At 68.0% G+C, this 19,485-nt stretch carries 11 protein-coding genes and 4 pseudogenes; 3 read left to right on the forward strand and 12 right to left on the reverse strand.

What is annotated here, in order from left to right:
- Positions 1-3: 3 nt before the first annotated feature.
- Together KZO24_RS10585 and KZO24_RS10590 are read right to left on the reverse strand one after the other, a co-directional pair.
- The gene (locus KZO24_RS10585) at positions 4-1,212 is read right to left on the reverse strand and encodes a TonB-dependent receptor (RefSeq protein ID WP_486486145.1); all 1,209 of its coding nucleotides are present in this window, start codon (positions 1,210-1,212) and stop codon (positions 4-6) included.
- 703 nt (positions 1,213-1,915) lie between these two features.
- Positions 1,916-2,371 (reverse strand): annotated as a pseudogene (locus KZO24_RS10590) (TonB-dependent receptor plug domain-containing protein); the annotation flags it as partial.
- Positions 2,372-2,710: 339 nt separating this feature from the next.
- On the opposite strand from KZO24_RS10590, the pseudogene KZO24_RS10595 reads away from it, so the two are divergent.
- The 3 genes and pseudogenes from KZO24_RS10595 to KZO24_RS10605 all read left to right on the forward strand — a co-directional run bounded on the left by KZO24_RS10595 (position 2,711) and on the right by KZO24_RS10605 (position 6,306).
- Positions 2,711-3,372, forward strand: a pseudogene (locus tag KZO24_RS10595) (response regulator).
- The gene (locus KZO24_RS10600) at positions 3,372-4,934 is read left to right on the forward strand and encodes a sensor histidine kinase (RefSeq protein WP_271181879.1); all 1,563 of its coding nucleotides are present in this window, start codon (positions 3,372-3,374) and stop codon (positions 4,932-4,934) included. Before KZO24_RS10595 ends, KZO24_RS10600 begins: the two are co-directional and overlap by 1 nt.
- A gap of 172 nt (positions 4,935-5,106) precedes the next feature.
- On the forward strand, positions 5,107-6,306 hold the full coding sequence (locus KZO24_RS10605; protein WP_271181880.1) for a dicarboxylate/amino acid:cation symporter: 1,200 nt from the start codon (positions 5,107-5,109) through the stop codon (positions 6,304-6,306).
- On the opposite strand, the gene cobA is transcribed toward KZO24_RS10605, so the two are convergent.
- From cobA to KZO24_RS10655, 10 genes and pseudogenes are all read right to left on the reverse strand, one after another.
- Positions 6,303-7,109: a uroporphyrinogen-III C-methyltransferase gene (gene cobA / locus KZO24_RS10610; protein WP_271181881.1), complete on the reverse strand. Its 807-nt coding sequence runs from the start codon at positions 7,107-7,109 to the stop codon at positions 6,303-6,305. The two genes, KZO24_RS10605 and cobA, sit on opposite strands and share 4 nt — an antisense overlap.
- A pseudogene (locus tag KZO24_RS10615) lies at positions 7,096-9,702 on the reverse strand (molybdopterin-dependent oxidoreductase). The gene cobA and the pseudogene KZO24_RS10615 overlap by 14 nt, the downstream one beginning before the upstream one ends.
- Positions 9,702-10,052: a nitrite reductase small subunit NirD gene (gene nirD / locus KZO24_RS10620; RefSeq protein ID WP_271181883.1), complete on the reverse strand. Its 351-nt coding sequence runs from the start codon at positions 10,050-10,052 to the stop codon at positions 9,702-9,704. The pseudogene KZO24_RS10615 and the gene nirD overlap by 1 nt, the downstream one beginning before the upstream one ends.
- A 5-nt stretch (positions 10,053-10,057) precedes the next feature.
- On the reverse strand, positions 10,058-12,583 hold the full coding sequence (nirB, locus tag KZO24_RS10625) for a nitrite reductase large subunit NirB (RefSeq protein WP_271181884.1): 2,526 nt from the start codon (positions 12,581-12,583) through the stop codon (positions 10,058-10,060).
- Positions 12,584-12,811: 228 nt separating this feature from the next.
- Positions 12,812-14,032 carry a hypothetical protein gene (locus KZO24_RS10630; protein ID WP_271181885.1) on the reverse strand — a complete coding sequence of 407 codons (1,221 nt, stop codon included), beginning with the start codon at positions 14,030-14,032 and terminating at the stop codon, positions 12,812-12,814.
- 73 nt (positions 14,033-14,105) lie between these two features.
- Entirely contained in the window at positions 14,106-15,362 is a 1,257-nt protein-coding gene (locus KZO24_RS10635) for a nitrate/nitrite transporter (protein ID WP_036525175.1), read from the reverse strand.
- 383 nt (positions 15,363-15,745) lie between these two features.
- Positions 15,746-16,954, reverse strand: coding sequence for an ABC transporter substrate-binding protein (locus KZO24_RS10640; RefSeq protein ID WP_271181886.1), 1,209 nt, complete (start codon positions 16,952-16,954; stop codon positions 15,746-15,748).
- Positions 16,954-17,531, reverse strand: a pseudogene (locus tag KZO24_RS10645) (ANTAR domain-containing response regulator). The gene KZO24_RS10640 and the pseudogene KZO24_RS10645 overlap by 1 nt, the downstream one beginning before the upstream one ends.
- Positions 17,528-18,847, reverse strand: coding sequence for a gluzincin family metallopeptidase (locus KZO24_RS10650; RefSeq protein WP_486486146.1), 1,320 nt, complete (start codon positions 18,845-18,847; stop codon positions 17,528-17,530). The pseudogene KZO24_RS10645 and the gene KZO24_RS10650 overlap by 4 nt, the downstream one beginning before the upstream one ends.
- On the reverse strand, positions 18,805-19,470 hold the full coding sequence (locus tag KZO24_RS10655; protein ID WP_486486147.1) for a hypothetical protein: 666 nt from the start codon (positions 19,468-19,470) through the stop codon (positions 18,805-18,807). The genes KZO24_RS10650 and KZO24_RS10655 overlap by 43 nt, the downstream gene beginning before the upstream one ends.
- Between the last annotated feature and the right edge of the window lie 15 nt (positions 19,471-19,485).

Consider the following 19,485-nt stretch of genomic DNA (forward strand, 5'->3'; position numbering starts at 1 on the left):
GATTTAGAAATTGCTGTAGATCGTTGCGCCCAGCGTGCGCGGGGCAGTCGTCGCCCAGTAGTCCGGCACGCCCGCAGCGCTCGAGATCGAGTTCACGCCGATCTTGTTGAACAGGTTGCGCACGTAGAGGAACACACCCATCCGGTCGTTCTGCACACCGGCGCGCAGGTTCACCATCGAGTATTTGCCAAACTCGCGGTAGAGGCTGTTGGTCGGCCGGATCTGCGAGGTCATCTTGCCGGTGTAGGTCCAGTCCGCGCGCAGAAGCCCCTCGAAGTCGTTGAAGGCCGGGAAGGTGTATTCGGCCCCGGCGCTCGCGGTGGTGCGCGGGATCAGCGGCAGGATGTCGCCCTTGAGGCCCGATGCCGTGACCTCGGCGCTGACCTGATCGGCGGTCAGGCGCGGCTTCACGTAATGGAAGCTCGCGTTGAGGTTGAGCCCCGAAACCGGCGCCGCGCTGGCCTCGACCTCGACGCCCTCGATCCGCGCCGAGCCGACGTTGCCGATATACGAGAAGTTGCCGTACGTCGCGCGAACCGAGGTCTGCAGGTTGTTCCAGTCGATGCGATAGGCGTCGATGTTGAAGGTCAGCTTGCGGTCGAACCACTGCGTCTTGAAGCCCGCCTCGTAGTTCCACAGCGAGTCCGCCGCGTAAGTCTGCGCCGATTCCGGAATACCCGGCGTCAGGTTCGCGCCGCCGGGGCGGAAGCCCTGCGATGCAGTGGCGTAGAACATCACGTCCGGGGTGATCTTGAGGTCCAGATTGTACTTCTGGATCAGCCCGTTCGCATTGGCGGACACCTCGGCATAGGCGCTGGGAACCTGCCCGTTGAAGTAGTTGTAGCCCAGGTTCTCGCCGCCCACGGTCTTCTTGTAGTCGTAGTAGCGCAGGCCCGCCGTCAGCGTCAGCGGCTCGAAGAGATGATAGCTGATCTCGCCGTATACCGCGGTCTGCTTGACCACGTCGGTGACATAGCGCGAGCCGAGATCGACGGTCGGCTGCTGCGGCTCGCCAGTGGCGGGAATGCCCGCGAAGACGAGCGTATCGACGCGGTCGTCGCGGTCCTCGCGGAACAGGCCGAAGGTGTAGGTCAGCGGCCCCTTGCCGTTCGAGCTGAGGCGAAGTTCGTTGACGTAGTTGCGCACGAAGCGCGGCTGGTAGTTGCCGATCGGCTGCTGCCCTGCGGCCCAGTTCTGGTAATCCGCCCGCAACTGCGCGGAGGTCAGCCCCCGCGCCGGTCGCGCAGGTGCTCGAACTGGTCGTCGCTCCGGCGCTCGTGCCCTGCAGCAGCGAGCCGCCGTAGGTATTCTGGAATAGCCCGCAATAGCGATTGGACGCCGCGATGCTGGCGTAGTTGTCCGAGTTGTCGTTGGTCTGCCGCACGTCCCAGCGGTAGTACGAATTGTTCAGCGCCAGCGTGCCGATGTCGGTCTCCCACTTCGTCTCCAGCGCATAGAGCTGCAGCTTGTCGTAGGCCGGCGAGGCGACTTTCTGCTCGGACACGAACTCGCCCACCGAAGGCGCCCACTGCGAGGTGCCGTCGAACTTCTGGGTCTGCACGATCGTCATGAAGTTCATGCTGAGCGTATCGGTCGGCTGGAACCCCAGCTGGAAACGCGCGCCTTCGAGGGTCGAGCGGTTGAGATTCTCCTTGCCGATCGTCGGATCGTCCACATAGCCGGGGTTCTGCTGGCGATAGAGCACGAGGCGCGCGGCCAGCATGTCGGAAATGATCGGCACGTTGACCGCGCCCTTCAGCGAATAGCCGAACTCGCCGTGCTCCACCGCCTCGCCGCCGAATTCGGTCGCGCCCTCGTACTTGGTGAGGTCCGGCTTCTTGAAGATCACGCGCAGGGTGCCGCCCATCGAGCCCGAGCCGTAAAGCGTGCCCTGCGGCCCGCGCAGAACTTCCACCCGCTCGACATCGAAGAGGTTGAGGTTGGGCGTCACGCCCGAAGGATCGGAGCTGGTGCCCGACGGACCCGTCAGCGGCGTCTCGCCGTAGTACAGGCCCACGGTGCTTTCGCCCGCAGTCTGGATGCCGCGGATGGAGATGCGGGTGCGGCCCGATTCACCGGCGATCAGGTTGAGCCCCGGCACCTGCCGCACGACGTCGGCGATACCCGTGGCGCCGAGGTTCTGGAGGGACTTCTCCGACAGCGCGGTGATCGCGACAGGGGTGTCCTGGACGCGGGTGGCGCGGCGCAGGGCGGTGACGACGATGTCGCCTACGCCCTCGCTAACCGCCTGTTGCGGAACCGTTTCCTGTGCCTGCGCCCCCAGCGGCAGAGCGAACAAGGATACGGAAATCAAGAATGCAGCGCGACCGTAGTGAGTGGCCATGATTGCCCCCTGTTGCAGCCGGCCCATGCTCCGCCCGCGATGCCGCCGATGCCTTGGCGATCTCCTGCGCGCTGCGGATTGGACCCGGTTCGTTGTCGAGGTTTCCCCTCCCGACACACGAAAGCTGCGGGCCTTCACCTGTCACGAAGCTGTCACTGCCACGCCCTTTTCCAAAAGAATCTTGCCCGGCGCGACAGGTTGATGACAGGTTCCATTCACAGACTGCCGAATCAAACGGCATGAAATTGCGCCGGGACAGGGCCGGCACTCAACGACACACAAAGGCACTCAAAGGCACCTCAGGGCGCCTGACGAGTGCCCGGACAGGGAAAGAGGATGCCGCAACTCGTGTGAGGGAGTGAGTTGTTGCGGATACTGATCGTGGAAGACGACGAGCGCCTGGCGCGCGGCATGGAAGCCTCGATGAGCGCGGGCGGCTTCGTCGTCGACGTCGTCGGGACCGGCGAGGAGGCGCTCGACGTTCTCGCGGCCGAAACCTACAATGCCGTGATCCTCGATCTCGGGCTGCCGGACATCGACGGGCTGGAAGTTCTCCAAACGCTGCGCAGGGGCGGCGACTCGACGCCGGTGCTGATCCTGACCGCGCGCGATGCGGTGTCCGACCGTATCGCCGGGCTCGACCGGGGGGCGACGACTACCTCTCCAAGCCCTTCCACCCGCGCGAGCTGGAATCGCGGCTGCGCGCGCTGATCCGGCGCAGCCAGGGCACTGCCGATCCGGTGCTGCGCGTCGGCGACCTCAGCCTCGACCGCTCCACCCGCGTCGTCGAACTCAAGCGCTCGGTCCTCGACTTGCGGCGCCGGGAAATGGCGGTGCTGGAGACGCTGATGGGCCGCCCCGGCAAAGTCGTGACCAAGCAGCGCCTCAATTCCGAGGTGTTCAACTTCGCCGACGCCGTCGCCCCCAATGCGCTGGAAGTCTACGTCGGTCGCCTGCGCCGCAAGCTGATGCCGGACGGGCCGACGATCCGCACCATCCGGGGCCTCGGCTACATGCTGGAGACCTGATGGCCTCTCTGCGATCGCGCCTGACCGCTGCGGTGATGGTGCCGCTGCTGGCGCTGGCGGTGACCTTCGGCGGCATCACCTGCTGGATGATCCAGCGCTCCGGCGCGGCGACCTCCGACCGCATCCTCGTCGGTTCGGTGCGCCTGCTCAGCCGCGCCGCCGATACCGAGGACGCCGTGCGCGACAAGGTGCTGCCGCTGGCCGTCCATCTGCTCCAGCGCCGTTCCGCGCCCGTCACGCACTACAGCATCTGGGACGGCACGGAGCTGATCGCGGGCGAGCGCGGCCTCGTCCCGCCGCCGCTGTACGACACGCGCACCGGCCGCGCCACGCAGCGCCTGCCCGCCGCCAGCTTCCCGCGCACCTACCGCAATACTCCGCTGACCGGCGGCTACGTCGACCCGCGCGATGCCGACGGCGTGATCCAGCCCGGGTACTTGCGCGACGGCACGCTGGGCGGCAAGCCGGTGCGCATCGCCACCGAGATCCGCCGTCTCCACCGCAACGGCCACGCGGTGGTTGTGCAGGTGGCCGACTTCGTGGATGATCGCTGGGCCTACCAGCAGACCTACTTCCTGCGCGTGCTGGGCGCGGGCGTGCTGATCGCGATGACGGCGGTGCTGCTGTTCTACTGGGCGATCACCTGGGGCCTCAGGCCCTTTGCCTCGCTCACCGGCCAGATCGAGACTGCCCGCCGCGAACCGCCGCCGCAGTTCCGCCTCGCGCTGGAGGAGGACGCCCCGCGCGAGGCGCGGCTGCTGGCCGGATCGTTCAATGCCCTGCTCGCCCGCACCGAGCGTGCGGTGGATTCGCTCAAGCAGTTCACCGCCAATGCCTCGCACCAGATGCGCACGCCGCTCGCCGTGGTGCGCGTCCATCTCGACGTGCTGGAGCGCTACGGCCCCGCCTCCCCGCGCGGCACGGCGGCGCTGGAAGACATCGGCAACGCGGTGCTCTCGCTCGAACGGCTGCTGCTGCAACTGATCGCACTCGCCCGGACCGAGGAGCAGGGCATAGCCGAGGACGCCACCTTCGACCTTGCCGCCGTCGCCGCCGACCTCGTCGCCTCGCGCATCGACCAGCCGGGATCGGACGGCCTCGACATCGGCTTCGAGGCCCCGGATCACGGCGCTCTCCTCGCCAGCGGCCACCCGATCCTGGCTGCCGAGATGATCGGCAACCTGTTCGACAACGCGGTGCGCTACAACCGCCCCGGCGGCGCCGTCACCGTGCGCGTGCTGCACCGCGCCGGACGTGCGCGCATCGAAGTGGAGGACGACGGCCCCGGCATCGCCCCGCAGGACCGCGAGCGGGTGTTCGAGCGGTTCTACCGCGCCCGCAGCGAAAGCGGTGCTGGCGGCAGCGGCCTGGGTTTGTCGATCGTCCGCGCGCTGGCCGAACGCATGGCCGCCGAGGTCCGGCTGGAGCCCGGCACGGATGGTCGTGGCGTGCTCGCCAGCATCGACTTCGCCGCGCCGCCGAGCCCTGATGACCGGAGCGACGAGCACATCATCGAAACCCAATCGGAGGCGCAACAATTCGCGCTCGCGACAGCTTGCTGACAGGGTTCTCGCGGCAGAACCCTCATCATGAGCCAGGTGCCTTCGGGCACGGCAACAGGATCACCGATGTCCGCAAATCCTTTCGTTCGGTCACTGCGATGATCGAGACTGTCCCCCCACCTCTTCCCCTTCCGCCGACCATGCGCGCAGGCGCCTGCGCCCTCACCTGCAGGTGAGGCTGCTGGCGGGTTTCCTGCTCGGCATGGGCGGTGGAACCCTGGCCGGGCTGTTCGCCAGCGATTCGCCCGCCACCACGTTGCTGATGCGCTGGGTAGTGAAGCCGGTGGAGCAGGCGTTCCTCTTCGCGCTGTTCCTGCTGATCGTGCCGCTGCTGGTGTCGGCCATCGTCAGCGGCATCGCGCGGGTGCGCAACATGGCGGGAATGCGGCGACTGCTGCTCTCCACGCTGGCGCACATGCTGGCGGCCTCGGTCGCGGCGGCCCTGATCGGGCTGGCCATGGTCAACCTGTTCCGCCCCGGCGACGTGGTGCCCGCCGAGATCGGCCAGCAACTCCTCGCGTCGGGTCACTCTTCCGCACCGCCGAGAGGCTTCGGCGCGCTGTTCTCCTACGCCGCCGTGGAACGGCCGATCATGATCGTCATCATCGCCTCGGTGCTCGTCGGCATGACCCTGACTTTCCTGCGCACGCGCCGCAGCGGCCACGTGCTCGCCACCAGCGAGCGGGTGTTCGATGCCGGGATGCATGTGCTCGGTTATGTCGCACGGCTGGCGCCGGTCGCGGTCGCCGCCTTCATGTTCGACCTGACGCTGGTGTTCGGCTGGCACTTGCTGCTCTACCTCAGCGCCTATGTCGGCGTGGTGGTCGCGGCGCTGATGCTGCAGGTGGTGCTGACCTTCTTCGCGGTCGTGTGGATGCGCGGCGGCGTGACCCCGGCGGCGTTCCTGCGCGGCGTGCAGGAGCCCGCCGTCATCGCCTTCTGCACCTCCTCCTCCAACGCCACGTTGCCCAGCGCGCTGCGTTCGGCCGAACTGGACCTGCGCCTGCCCCCGCGCGTGGCCCGGTTGGTGCTGGGCGTCGGCACCATCGCCAATCAGGGCGGCACCGCGATCTACACCGCCGTCACCGTGCTGTTCATCGCCCAGTTCTTCGGCATGGACCTCTCGCTCGGCCGGCAGGGCATCGTGCTGGCAGTGGCCGCCGTGGCGGGAATGGGCACGATCGGCGTGCCTGCCGGCTCCCTGCCCACGGTGGCGGCCGTGCTCGCGCTGACCGGCTTGCCGCCCGAGGGCATCGGCCTCGTCGTCGGCGTGGACCGGCTGCTCGACATGTTCCGCACGATGGTCAACGTGGTCGGCGACCTCGCCGTCGCCACGGCCGTGTCGCGGGACCAGCAGATGCAGGTGGCTTAGGCCGCTGCGGGCGCTGCTTCAGGGGTTTCCTCGGGCAGCAGCGTCCGCGCATCGGCCTGAAGGTTGCGCGCGCCAACCGCCTCTCCGATCAGCAGCAGCGTCGGATCGTCGTCGCTGATCGTCGCGACGAGGAAGGACAGCGCCGAGAGCTTGCCCCGGATCAGCCGCTCGTCGGGCAACGAAACGTTTACCGCGACCATCACCGGCGTATCGGGATCGCGCCCCGCCGCGATGAGCGAGCGAGCGATTTCTCCCGCCGCCGCGCGGCCCATGTAGACACCGACCGTCCCGCCTGCCTGCGCCAGCGCCGTCCAGTCGAGCCGCAGCGGCTCCCCGGCCTTGAGATGCGCCGTGACCAGCGTGATCCCGCGCGCCCGCCCACGCAGCGTCAGCGAGGCATTGGCGCTCGCCGCCGCCGCGCTGGCGGTGGTGACGCCGGGGCACACGCGTACCGGCACTCCCGCCGCGGCAAGGTGGTCCATCTCCTCGGCAGAACGGCCGAAAACGGATGGATCGCCGCCCTTGAGGCGCACCACGCGCCTGCCCTGCAGTGCCGCGTCCAGCAGCAGGTCGTTGATCGAACCCTGCACCTTGCTGTGGCGGCCAGAGCGCTTGCCGACGCTGATCGCTTCAGTCCCGGCCGGGATCAGCTCCAGCACGCCGGGGCCGACGAGAGCATCGTAGAACACCACATCGGCGGCCCGGATCAGACGTTCCGCCTTGCGCGTCAGCAGGTCCGGGTCGCCCGGTCCGGCGCCGACCAGCCAGACTTCACCGGCGGCGATCAGTTCATTCGGCTGCATCGAGAACCTCCTCGTGGGTCTGGGTGAGAATCTTGGCGAGCGCGGGGCGGCACGATCCGCAATTGGTGCCCGCGCCCAGCGCCTTGCCGATGGCGGGAACGTCCACCAGCGCCTGTTCGCGGATGGCGGCGACGATCTGGTTGAGGCCGATGTCGAAGCAGACGCAGACGGTCGCGCCCTTGTCCGGCTGGCTGCCGGGGCCGCGCGCGGCGAGCACGGTGGCGCCCACGTCGCCCGCCGCGAGCTGCCCGATCAGCCAGTCGCGCGAAGGCAGCAGGCCGGTGCGGGTGACGAAAAGCACGCCTGCCAGCCTGCCCTCGACGATCACCGCGATGCGGCGCGAGCCCCGGGTATGGTCGATGGCCTCGATGCGCTCGCCCTTGGGCAGGCAGGCTTCGATGCGCGCGGCATCGCCATTGCCCGCGATCTCGTAGAGCGCGCCGCCGGGCACCGCCACGCGCGTCGCCCACAGGCAGGGCACGCGGGCGGGTTCATCGCCGCGCAGGATGAGGAAGCCCTTCCATTCGGTCTCGACTTTGGCGAGCGCGGCGGGGGTGGACTTGAAACCGGGCTGGCCGGAGTGTGGATCGACCAGCGGGCGCGGCAGCAGGCCGGTGCGGCCGCCGGTGGAGATCTGGTCGGTCCAGTGGATCGGCGTGAAGATCTCGCCCGGACGCTGGCCGTCGCTGAGCAGCACGCGAAAAGTGCTGTTGCCCTGCGGGGTCGAAACGCGGGCGAGATCGCCGTCCTTCAGGTCCTGCGCGGCGGCATCGGCGGGGTGGACCTCGACCAGCGGCTCCTCGCGGTGGCGCGCCAGCTTGGGGCGAGCCCGGTGCGCGTCATCGTGTGCCACTGGTCGCGGTAGCGTCCGGTGTTGAGCGTCAGCGGCCAGTCGGCGAGCGGGGCCTGAAGGTCCATCTGCCCGACCTTGACCATCCGCGCGCGTCCGCTCGGCGTCGGGAAGCGGCCGTCGGCGAACGGTATGTCGCCCCAGCGGAACGGCTCCATCGCGTCATAGGCAAGGTTGCCGATCGCGGCGTGGGCGGCAAGGTTCAGGACGCGCGCGCCATCATTCTGATAGGCCGTGAGGCGCGCATGTTCACGCCAGATGTCGGCGGGGGTGTCATAGGCGAAGGCGCTCCCCCAGCCCATTCGGCGGCCCACTTCCTTGACGATCCACCAGTCCGGCTTGGCCTCTCCGGGCAGGTCCATGAACGGACGCTGGCGGCTGACGGTGCGCTCCGAATTGGTGACGGTGCCGTCCTTCTCGCCCCATGCGGCGGCGGGGAGGCGAACGTCGGCATAGGCGGTGGTGTCGGTGTTGGCGATAACGTCGGAGACGACGACGAAGGGGCACTTCTCCAGCGCGGCGCGCACGTTGCCCGCGTCGGGCAGCGAGACGGAGGGGTTGGTCGCCATGACCCACAGCGCCTTGATGCGCCCCTCGCCGATGGCGCGAAACAGGTCCACCGCCTTGAGACCCGGCTTCGTCGCCATCGTCGGTGCGGCCCAGAAGCGGCCGACGCGCGCGACGTTCTCGGCCGCGAAGTCCATGTGCGCAGCCAGCGTCGAGGCGAGCCCGCCGACCTCGCGCCCGCCCATCGCATTGGGCTGGCCGGTGATCGAAAACGGCGCCGCGCCCGGCTGGCCGATCCGCCCCGTCGCGAGGTGGACGTTGATGATCGCGTTGACCTGATCGGTGCCGCGGATCGACTGGTTGATTCCCTGGCTGAACATCGTGACCGTGCGCGGGTTCGCGGCGAACATCTCGTAGAACCGCAACAGCAGCGCGGGGTCGAGGTCGCAGGTCTTCGCGGTGGTCCACACGTCATGGCCAGTGGCGAGGTGCTCCCAGAAACCCTCGGGCACATCGACGTGGGCAGTCATGAACGCCTTGTCGACCATGCCCTGCTCGGCGAGCCATGCCAGCAGCCCGTTCATCAGCGCAACGTCGCTGCCGGGGCGCAGCGGCAGGTGGAGGTCGGCGCCCTCGCACGTCTCGGTACGGCGCGGGTCGATGACGATCAGCTTCGTGCCCCGCTCTGCACGAGCCGCCTGGATGCGCTGATAGACGATCGGATGGCACCATGCCGTGTTCGAGCCGACCAGCACGACGAGGTCGGCCTTGTCCAGATCCTCGTAGCCGGCGGGCACCACGTCCTCGCCGAAAGCGCGGGTGTGGCCGGCCACCGCGCTCGACATGCACAGGCGCGAATTGGTGTCGATGTTGGCCGAACCGATGAAGCCCTTCATCAGCTTGTTGGCGACGTAGTAGTCCTCGGTCAGCAGCTGGCCGGAGACATAGAACGCCACGCTGTCCGGGCCATGACGCGCGATGGTGTCGCGAAAGCGCTTGGCGACGAGGTCCAGCGCCTTGTCCCAGCGTACGCGCCTGTCGCCGATCATCGGGTGGAGCAGGCGGCCGGTCAGTCCGACCGTCTCGCCCAGATGCGTGCCCTTGGAGCAGAGGCGCCCCGCATTCGCCGGGTGTGCCTCATCCCCCGGATCGTCACCTCGCGCGCACCCGTGGGGAGGCCGAGATGCCGCAGCCGACGCCGCAATAGGCGCAGGTCGTGCGGACCGCCTCGCGCATCAGGCCGCGTCCCTCATCACTTCGGGGCTCTGGGTTTCGGGTCGGGCCAGCAGGATGCGCCCGTTCTCCTCACGCACGGCGATGGTCGGGGTGCAGCCGCTGTCCGCCCCTTGCGCCTCGCCGCTCGCCAGCGCGATGTTCCAGTTGTGCAGCGGACAGGCGACCGCGTGGCCATGGACGATGCCCTGGCTGAGCGGCCCCTTCTTGTGCGGGCATTCGTTGACGAGCGCGAAGACCTTGTCGTCGCCGGTGCGGAACACGGCGATCTCCGGCTCCCCCTCGAACCGCACGGTGCGCGCGCCGCGCTGGGGGATGTCGCTCAGTGTTCCGATATCGATCCAGTCGGTCATGGGTGTCACTCCGCCGCTTCGAGGGCTTGGGGTTCGAGGTGCTGGTGCAGGTCGGTGCGATCGCCCGAGGCGCGTTCGGCCCACGGATCGTCCTGGCTGAAGCTCTGCGAATAGAGGAACCGCGCGGCGAGCGCCTTGCGGCCCGCCTCGTCCTCGACCACGCGGGACTTCACGTAGTCGACGCCGACGCGCTCGATCCACGGTGCGGTGCGTTCCAGATAGCGCGCCTCCTCACGGTAGACCTGGATGAAGGCGGCGCAATATTCGAGCGCCTCCTCCTCGGTCGCGACCTTGCACAGGAAGTCGGTGGCGCGCACCTTGATGCCGCCGTTTCCGCCCACGCTCAGTTCGTAGCCGGAATCCACGCAGACGATCCCGAAGTCCTTGATCGTCGCCTCGGCGCAGTTGCGCGGGCACCCGGAAACCGCGATCTTGAACTTGTGCGGCATCCAACTACCCCAGGTCATCCGCTCGGTCTTGACGCCGAGGCCGGTCGAATCCTGCGTGCCGAAGCGGCACCATTCCGAACCCACGCAAGTCTTCACCGTGCGCAGGGACTTGCCGTAGGCATGGCCCGAGACCATCCCGGCGGCGTTGAGATCGGCCCAGACGGCGGGCAAATCCTCCTTCTTGATGCCGAAGATGTCGAGGCGCTGACCGCCGGTCACCTTCACCATCGGCGCATCGTACTTCTCGACCACGTCGGCGATGGCCCGCAACTCGCGCGGGTTGGTGAGGCCGCCCCACATGCGCGGGACCACCGAATAGGTGCCGTCCTTCTGGATGTTGGCGTGCATACGCTCGTTGACGAAGCGGCTCTGCTGGTCGTCCACGTATTCGCCGGGCAGCGCGCAGAGCAGGTAATAGTTGAGCGCCGGGCGGCAGGAAGAACAACCATCCGGCGTCGCCCAGTGCAGCTTCTGCATCACTTCGGGGATCGAGCGCATGTCCTGCGCCACGATCTCGCGGCGCACGTCGTCGTGAGTGAAGCTGGTGCACTTGCACAATGTCTTCGGCCCTGCCTCGACCTCTTCGCCCAGCGTCAGCGCCAGCAGGCTCTCGACAAGGCCGGTGCACTGCCCGCAGCTGGCCGAGGCCTTGCAGGTAGCGCGCACCGCATCGAGGCTGCAGGCACCCGCCTCGATGCAACCGACGACCTGGCCCTTGGAGACGCCGTTGCAGCCGCAGATCTCGGCATCGTCCGAGAGCGCCGCAACGGCCGCCTTAGGGTCCAGCGCGCCTCCTCCCGAGGCGAAGGCCTGGCCGAAAATCAGCAGGTCGCGGACCTCGGAGACGTCCTCGCCCTTCTTCAGCAGGTCGAAGTACCAACCACCGTCCGCCGTATCGCCGTAGAGTACGGCGCCGACGACCTTGTCTTCCTTCACCACGACGCGCTTGTAGACCCCGCGCGCGGCATCGCGCAGCACGATGTCCTCGCATCCCTCGCCGCCCGAGAAGTCGCCGGCCGAGAACACGTCGAGCCCGGCGACTTTCAGCTTGGTCGAGGTGACTGAGCCGCGATAGCCGGTGTGGCGGTCGGTCAGCCCGTCGGCGAGGCTGCGGCACATGTCCCACAGCGGCGCGACGAGGCCGTAGACGTTGCCGTCATGCTCCACGCATTCGCCGACCGCGAGCACCGAGGGGTCGCTGGTGACCATGTGGTCGTCGACCTTGATGCCGCGCCCGACGTCCAGCCCCGCCTCGCGCGCCAGCGCGGTGGCGGGACGGATGCCCACGGCCATGACGACGAGGCTGGCCGGAATCTCGCGCCCGTCCTTGAGGCGCACGCCCTCGACTTTGCCCTCGCCATAGATTTCGGCGGTGTCGGCGCCCGTCAGGATGGTCTGGCCGCGACCTTCCAGCGCGGACTTGAGCAGCCAGCCCGCGGCCTCGTCCAGCTGGCGCTCCATCAGCGTGGACATGAGGTGGATGACGGTGACCTTCATGCCGCGCAGGGTCAGACCATGCGCCGCCTCGAGGCCCAGCAGGCCGCCGCCGATGACCACGGCCGAGCCGCCGCCTTGCGCTTTTCCGGCTTCGGCAGCCGCCAGCATCGTATCGACGTCGTTCATGTCGCGGAACGAGATCACGCCGGGCAGATCCTTGCCGGGCACCGGAATGATGAACGGATCGGAGCCGGTCGCGATCAGTAGGCGGTCGTAATGCACCGTGCGGCCCGAGCGCGAGGTGACGGTTTTCGCCGCGCGGTCGATCGCGGTGACGGGGTCGGCGGTGATGAGGTCGATGCCGTTCTCGTCGTACCACTCGCGGGTATTGATGACGATCTGGTCGAAGGTCTTCTCACCCGCCAGCACCGGCGAAAGCATGATGCGGTTGTAGTTCACATGCGGCTCTGCGCCGAAGATCGTCACACGGTAGCGGTCCGCATCGCGCGCCAGCAGTTCCTCGACCGCGCGGCAGCCCGCCATGCCGTTGCCGACGACGACCAGATGCTCGCGCACATCGTCCGACGGGACGTTCAGCGCGTCGTCGTAGTCGGAATTGGGTTCGATCCCGTCCTGAAAGTCCATGTTCGAAACTCCGGCAATGTCATGGGAAAGGGAGTTGAAAACGAGAAAAGGCCGCCATCCAGACCCCCGGTTCGAAACCGGAAGTCAGGATGGCGGCCTTGCCATCATTCGGTGCCTACGTGCCCCGTCAGTGGGACATTTCGGCGATGTAGGAAGGACAACGCTGCCCTTTGCACTGCAACATAAATGGAATCGCCCGAAGGCTCAAGCGATTCCGTAACGAACCTGTCAAATCGCCCAGTCGAACTGGACCCAGACCTTGTCGGTATCGGTCGCGAAGGTCTTCGCGTCATAGTGGGCATAGCGCAGCGCGATCGTCGTCTTGCGCAGTTTTGCCGAGGCCAGGAGATTGATTTCGTTGCCGTAGTGCTGGTCCAGCCGGTCGCTGTCGAAGCGATGCCAAGTCGCCTGCAGGGTGACGGCGGACAATGCGCCGATCTGCTTCGTGCCATACCCGCCGCCGACATAGAGATCGCGCACGCCGTTCGCGGGGGTGGTCAGGAACTTGTCCGCCCAGCCCTGGAACTTGAAGTTGGTGCCCAGCGGCGTCTGGAAGCTGGTCAGCGCCGCGCCCTTGTCGGAGCCAAGCACTTCGTAACCGGCATTGGCCTTCCAACCCTTCACGTCGAGCGTCGCGTCGGCCAGCCAGTATTCGGCGCTGTAGTCGCTGGGATTGCGGTGCCAGTCCGACTGGCGCGCGTAACTCGCCTGATACGCCAGTTTCACCGCCTTGCCGAACGCATGAGTCCCCGCGAAACGGGCACCATATGTCTGGCTGGAGAGGCGAAACGCCTGCACCGCCGCCTCATCCTGATCGACGAGGTAGGCGAACCCCGTCAGCACCCCAAGCGGTGTCTCCCACGAGAGGTTGGCGAGCAGATTGTCCCCGCCCACCGCCTGCTGGCGCGCGGCGTTGCCGTCGATGCCCCAGATCGTGCGCACGCTCCAGGCATAAGCGAGGTCCAGTTTCAGGCCCTTGACCGGGGTGACCTCGGCCCGCACCGCGTCGAAGGTCTGCGCATTGTCGCGGAAGGCGACGTTGCCGACGAAGCGCTCGTCGTCCAGAGCGATCTTCTGGCGCCCGGCGGTCAGCGTCACGCCTTTCGCCTTGTACTGCAACTGCGCGATGTAGAGCGCGATGTTCTGCGGATCGGCCACAAGCGGCCGCGTGGCCGCGCCGTTCACGCCATCGTAGTAGTCGTCGACCACGGCGAGGTTGCCCTGCGCGACCACGGTGGCGCTCAGCGCCCCGCTGGTGGCCTGCGCGCCGCCGCGTACCCGCAAGGTCAGCGCATCGGCCTTGGCGGCGATGCCGTCCTGATCGACATGCTCGTAGCGCACCCGCGCCTCGGCGACCGGCTTGACGGTGATGTCCTGGGCCTGCGCCGATCCCGCGCAAGCGACCCCGCCGACGACCAGCACGGCCGCCGCTTTTGTTATGTTTTTCATGGTGAAAGCGTCCCCCTCAGGACGAAAGGAAGTGGGGCGGCGGCGCTGGGGTGCCGCCGCCCCGGTTGTCGGCTCAGATGCGCGCGCCGGTTTTCCAGGTCGCGCGCCAGCGGCCCTTGACGCTCGCCACCGAGGCGAGAGCCACGACCGCAAGGCCGGCAAAGATCAGGAAGCCCGGCGCGAAGCTGCCGGTGAACTGCTTGGCAAGGCCGAGCGAGCTGGCGAGGTAGAACCCGCCGACACCGCCCGCCATGCCGACGAGGCCGGTCATCACGCCGATCTCGGCCTGGAAACGCTGCGGGACCAGCTGGAACACCGACCCGTTGCCGGTGCCGAGCGCCAGCATCGCCACCACGAAAAGCCCGAGCGCCGCGATCAGGCTCGGCGCCTGCGACACGCCGACAAGCGCGATGGCGGCAACCGCATAGACCATCATCAGCGCCTTCACGCCGCCGATCTTGTCGGCCAGCGCGCCGCCCATCGGACGGACCAGCGATCCGGCGAAGACGCAGCCCGCCGTGCAATATCCGGCGACGACGGTGCTGAGACCGAACTGGTCGGTGAAGTAGATCGGCAGCGACGCGGCGAGCCCCACGAAACCGCCGAAAGTCACGGCGTAGAAGGCCATCAGCCACCATGCGTCCGCCTGCTTGAGCAGCGCCGCATAGTCCACCAGCTTGCGCGGCGCGGGCTGGTTCGGTGCGTCCTTGGCGAGCGCGAGATAGATGCACAGCACCACGGTCAGCGGGATGCAGGCAAGGCCCAGCACCGCGTTCCAGCCGAACATCTTCGCCAGCGTCGGCGCGAAGAGCGCGGCGAAGACGGTGCCCGAATTGCCCATGCCCGCCAGGCCCATCGCCTTGCCCTGATGCTCGGCCGGATACCAGCGGCTGGCGAGCGGCAGTGCGATCGCGAAGCTCGCCCCCGCAAAGCCCAGGATCACGCCCAGCGCCAGCGTGCCGCCAAAGCTGGTGACGCCCATCGACCAGGCGAAGAACAGCCCGGTGATGACGATGACCTGATTGATCGCGCCCGAGCGCTTCGGCCCGATACGATCGACCAGCAGCCCGTTGACGACGCGCAGGAGAGCGCCCGCCAGCGTGGGAAGCGCCACCATCAGGCCCTTCTGCGCGGGCGTGAGCCCGAGAGTCTTCGAAATCTCCGGCGCCAGCGGGCCGAGCAGGACCCAGACCATGAAGGCGAGGTCGAAATAGAGGAAAGCTGCGATCAGAGTCGGCGTGTGGCCGGCCTTCCAGAAGCCGACGGCGGGCTTCTGCGCGGGCGCAAGCACGTCATTGTCTTCGTCAGGTCGGAAGAATGCGGTTGCCATGGTACGTCCCCCATAAATCATGAAAGCGGACACGAAAAAAGCCGCAGGCCGGACGTCACCCTTGCGGTGAGCCCGGTCAGCGGCTTTGCTGCGAATTTCGGTGAGGATGGCGTCCCGCCTTTGGGACAGCCTATCCGGTGTGGTCGCGCTTCATCGCGAGACCCCTATATAGTCACGCGATTCCGCAGATCTGGCAAGACGTAAAATTATGCGCGTTTTCAGCGCACTGGTATTTTCAATGCTGCAAAATCCCGGAAAGGCCAGCCCTACCCTCGATCGTCATTGCGAGCGCAGCGAAGCAATCCAGGGTGCGTAACACTGCCCTGGATTGCTTCGCTGCGCTCGCAATGACGAGGGGTGGGTCAACCCATTGACACCGCATTCTAGCGGGCAAAACCGGCAAGGTAGTCCTCGATCCGCTCCGGGTCGAACACGCGGCCGTCGAAGAACCGGTCAGGCCCCAGCAGCAGGTCGCCCTTGCGCGAACCCACGCCCAGCGGCGCACCCACCGCCCCTTCCAGCTTCATGCTCGCCCCTGGCATCGGCAGGTCGCTGCCCGCAAGCGCGCGGCGGTAGACGTCAGGCCGGAACACCGCCGCCGCTCGCGCCTCTGTTTCGGCGGAAGGCTCCACCATGTTCCAGCGCACCAGCTGCGAATAGATCCACAGCGCCTGGCTGCGCCACGGAAACGGCGTCGCCTCGCGGGAGAACAGCACGAAGTCGGGGCAGGACACCGCCGCATCGCCCGCCCTGGGGACGATCGTGCCGCTCAGCGTGCGCAGGATCAGGTCGGAAGGCTGCCCGACATAGCGCGGGTCGGCGAGAATATCGGCCAGTATCTCGCGGTTGTCCGGCTCGTCGCACCAGACGGCGGCGCGGGCGAGCGCGCGCAGCAGGCGGTCGGTGGTCTCGGGGTTCTCCTCAAGCCATGGCTCGCGGAAGGCCAGCACTTTCTCCACCCCGCGCTGCCAGATGCGCTGGCCGATCGCCACCGCCTCCGCGCGTCCGGACTCGATCGCGGCGCTGCCCCAGGGCTCGCCCGCGATGAAACCGTCGATCTCGCCGGCATGGATCGCCTCGACCGTCAGCGAGGGCGGCAGCACGCGCAGCACCACGTCGCGGTCGGGATCGATGCCCGCGCTGGCCAGCCAGTACCGCAGCATCAGCGCATGGCTGGAAAAGCGGTGGACGACGCCGATGATCGGCTTGCGGCGCCACAGCCCGATGGCGGCGGCAAAGTCATGCGCGGTGCCCAGCGGGTCGGCCAGCCGCGCGGCGGGATCGGGTGCGAGGGCGGCGGCGAAGTCCTTCGCCATGACCAGCATGTTGCCGTTGACGCCCAGCTTGAACGGCGCCGCCAGTGCGGCGGGCTGCTGGCTCAGGCCCAGCGTCACCGCGACCGCCAGCGGCGCCAGCATGTGCGCGGCCTGCACTTGTCCGTAGACCAGCCGGTCGCGCAAGGTCGCCCAGCTCGTCGTGCGCACGAGGTCGAGGGCGAGGCCCTCCTCCTCGGCAAAGCCGCGTTCGCGGGCGGCGGCGAGCACCGCGACGTCGTTGAGCGGCAGGAAGGCGATGCGAAGATTGGTCGTCATTATACCCCTCCCAGCAGGTCGCTGGCGGTAATCAGCGCCTGCGCGACCTCGGCGATCTTCTTGCCCTGGTTCATCGCGGTGGAGCGCAGGAGCGCATAGGCGTCCTGTTCGGACAAGGCGCGCTGGTTCATCAGGATCGACTTGGCGCGGTCGATCACCTTGCGGTCGGCAAGCGCGGTGCGCGCCTCCTCAAGCTCGGTCTGCATGCGCGAGAAGGCGTTGAAACGGCGCACCGCCAGTTCCAGCACCGGCTTCACCCGCTCCTTGCGCAAGCCATCGACGACATAGGCGGAGACGCCCGCGTCGATGGCGGCGCCGATCATCGCCTCGTCCGACTGGTCGACGAACATCGCGATCGGCCGCGCCAGCGCCCGGCTGACGGTGAGCATTTCCTCCAGCGTATCGCGGCTGGGGCTGCCGAGGTCCATGAGCACGACGTCGGGCGCCATGCGCTCCAGCCGCGCCACGAACGCGCCGCGCGGGGGACGATGTGGATGTCGTCGTAGCCCGCGTCGCGCAGGCCCTCCTCGAGCACGGTCGCGCGAAGGCCGCTGTCATCGATGATGACGATTCTCATGTAACCCGCCCCGACGTCATTTCGCTGCCATCGCCCAGCAGGAGCGCCGCGTCAACGCGCGGTCGCTCAGCGCATGCACAGCCCCCGCGCGACGTCGGGGCGCAGTTGCCAGCGGCCCTGCTTGAGCAGCCAGCTGCGCGCGCCTTCCTTGCTGACGGCGTAACCCTCGATGTCCTCGCGGCGACCTCCCCGCCTGTGACGGCGCCCGCCTGCTGCGGCTCGATCGCGCAGGACATGAGCCGCCCGGCGCTGTCGTAGACCAAGCTGGCCCCGGTGGCGCCCATGAAACCGCTGGCGTCCCGATCGGTGAAGCTGCGGCAGACGACTTCGAGTACGGTGCCGAACTCGGTCATGCCGCCGGGGCCGGGCCTTGCGAAGCTGCGCAAGCCGACGATGTCGGCGCGGGTCTCGCTGCCCGCGCCTTCGAGGCCCAGCAGCGCCTGCCACGCCGCCGCTTCCTCGCCGTTCATATGCGCGGCGACGCGCGCCGCCTGAATCGCGGCGATGTCGAGCGACAGCAGGTCGCCCGGATTGCCCTGGAACGCGGTCTGCGCGAAGCTCAGCATGGCGAGATCGAAGGCCGCCACATCCTCCGGCAAGGGCCAGGCCAGCTGCTCCTCGGCATAATGCAGCCCGTCGCTCGGGAAGATGCGGTGGTGCCGGAACGCTTCCATCCACGCAACGCGGATGTTCTCGTCGTCCACCGGCACGAGGCGCATGTCGGCCGAGATCACCGCGCGCAGGAAGGTGAAGAAGGTGATGCCGAACGGCGGCGCATAGTCCAGCGCGCGGATCAGCATCGACTGGAACATCTGCGCCGTCTTGCCCAGCCGCGCGGCGATCTCCTGCGCCAGCGCGGGCGACAGGGCGCCGCGCGGGAGGATGCCGCTGCCGTTGGTGGCGATGGCGATCAGCCCCTCGATCCGCGCGCTCGCGACTTTCTGGAAGGCGCGGTAGACTGCCTGCACCAGCACGTTGCCGAGCTGGTGCGGCTCGTCGCCGATCTCCGGGCTGTCGTAGAGCAGGTCGCCGATCAGCGGGCGCAGCGTCGCGCCGCCGCCCGCTGTCTCGGAGAACGTGCGCGCCAGCGATCCGAGCACGCCCAGCCGCTCTATGTCGCCGCGCGCCTCGGTGATCTGGGCGGCGACGAGTTCGCCGTAGGAGTAGCGCTGGAAGATCGCCGCGAGGTCGGCGAAAGCCTCGTGGAAGGCGAGCACGTCGCGGTGGGTGGCGGTCATGAACTCGGGCTTCACCGCGTCCAGCAGGGCGTGCGTCATCTCGTGGACGATAACGTCGTGCGACAGCGCGGTGAACACCCGGCTGCCGGGGGATAGCCCACCGTGTCGCTGCGCGCCTTGTAGTAGCCGAAGACCACGCAGGCGCGCGCCGGGTCGAACCACGCCTGCGCCTCCTCGACCTCCCACGGCGCGAGGTGGAAGCGATCCGCGCGCGACCATTCGCCGGTCGCCGGATCGTGCATGAGGCCGAGCACGATCTCGCGCCCCAGCGCCTTGCGGAAGGTGCCGTAAAGCTGCGAGGCGGTGGCATAGACCATCTGCGCGATGAAACGCGGATCGCTCAGCGAAGGCGGATAGCCCGCATCGGCGATCGTGACGATGCTGTTGGGCTTCATCGCGTCGATGATCGTCCGCACCGAGCGCCACTGCGGCTTGTCCTCCGACCAGACCGGCAACGTGACGGCGAAGCGGCGGCCGCGCAGGTTCTTGCCGTCGCCTGAGAACTTCAGCGGCTCGTAAGGCTCGGACACGGTGACGACCCCACCGCGATCGGAGCGGGCGGTGGGGTCGATGGCGAATATCCGCATCCGGCGCACCATCGGCATGTCGGTCTCGGCGCCAATACCGGGGGCAGTATCGGCGGCCGGGCAGCGGTCCCTCGCCCGCTTGCGCTCGTCCGCCTCGTCCTCGGCGCTGCGCACTTCGCGCAGGACGCG

The organism is Novosphingobium sp. NFX11 (assembly GCF_057376415.1).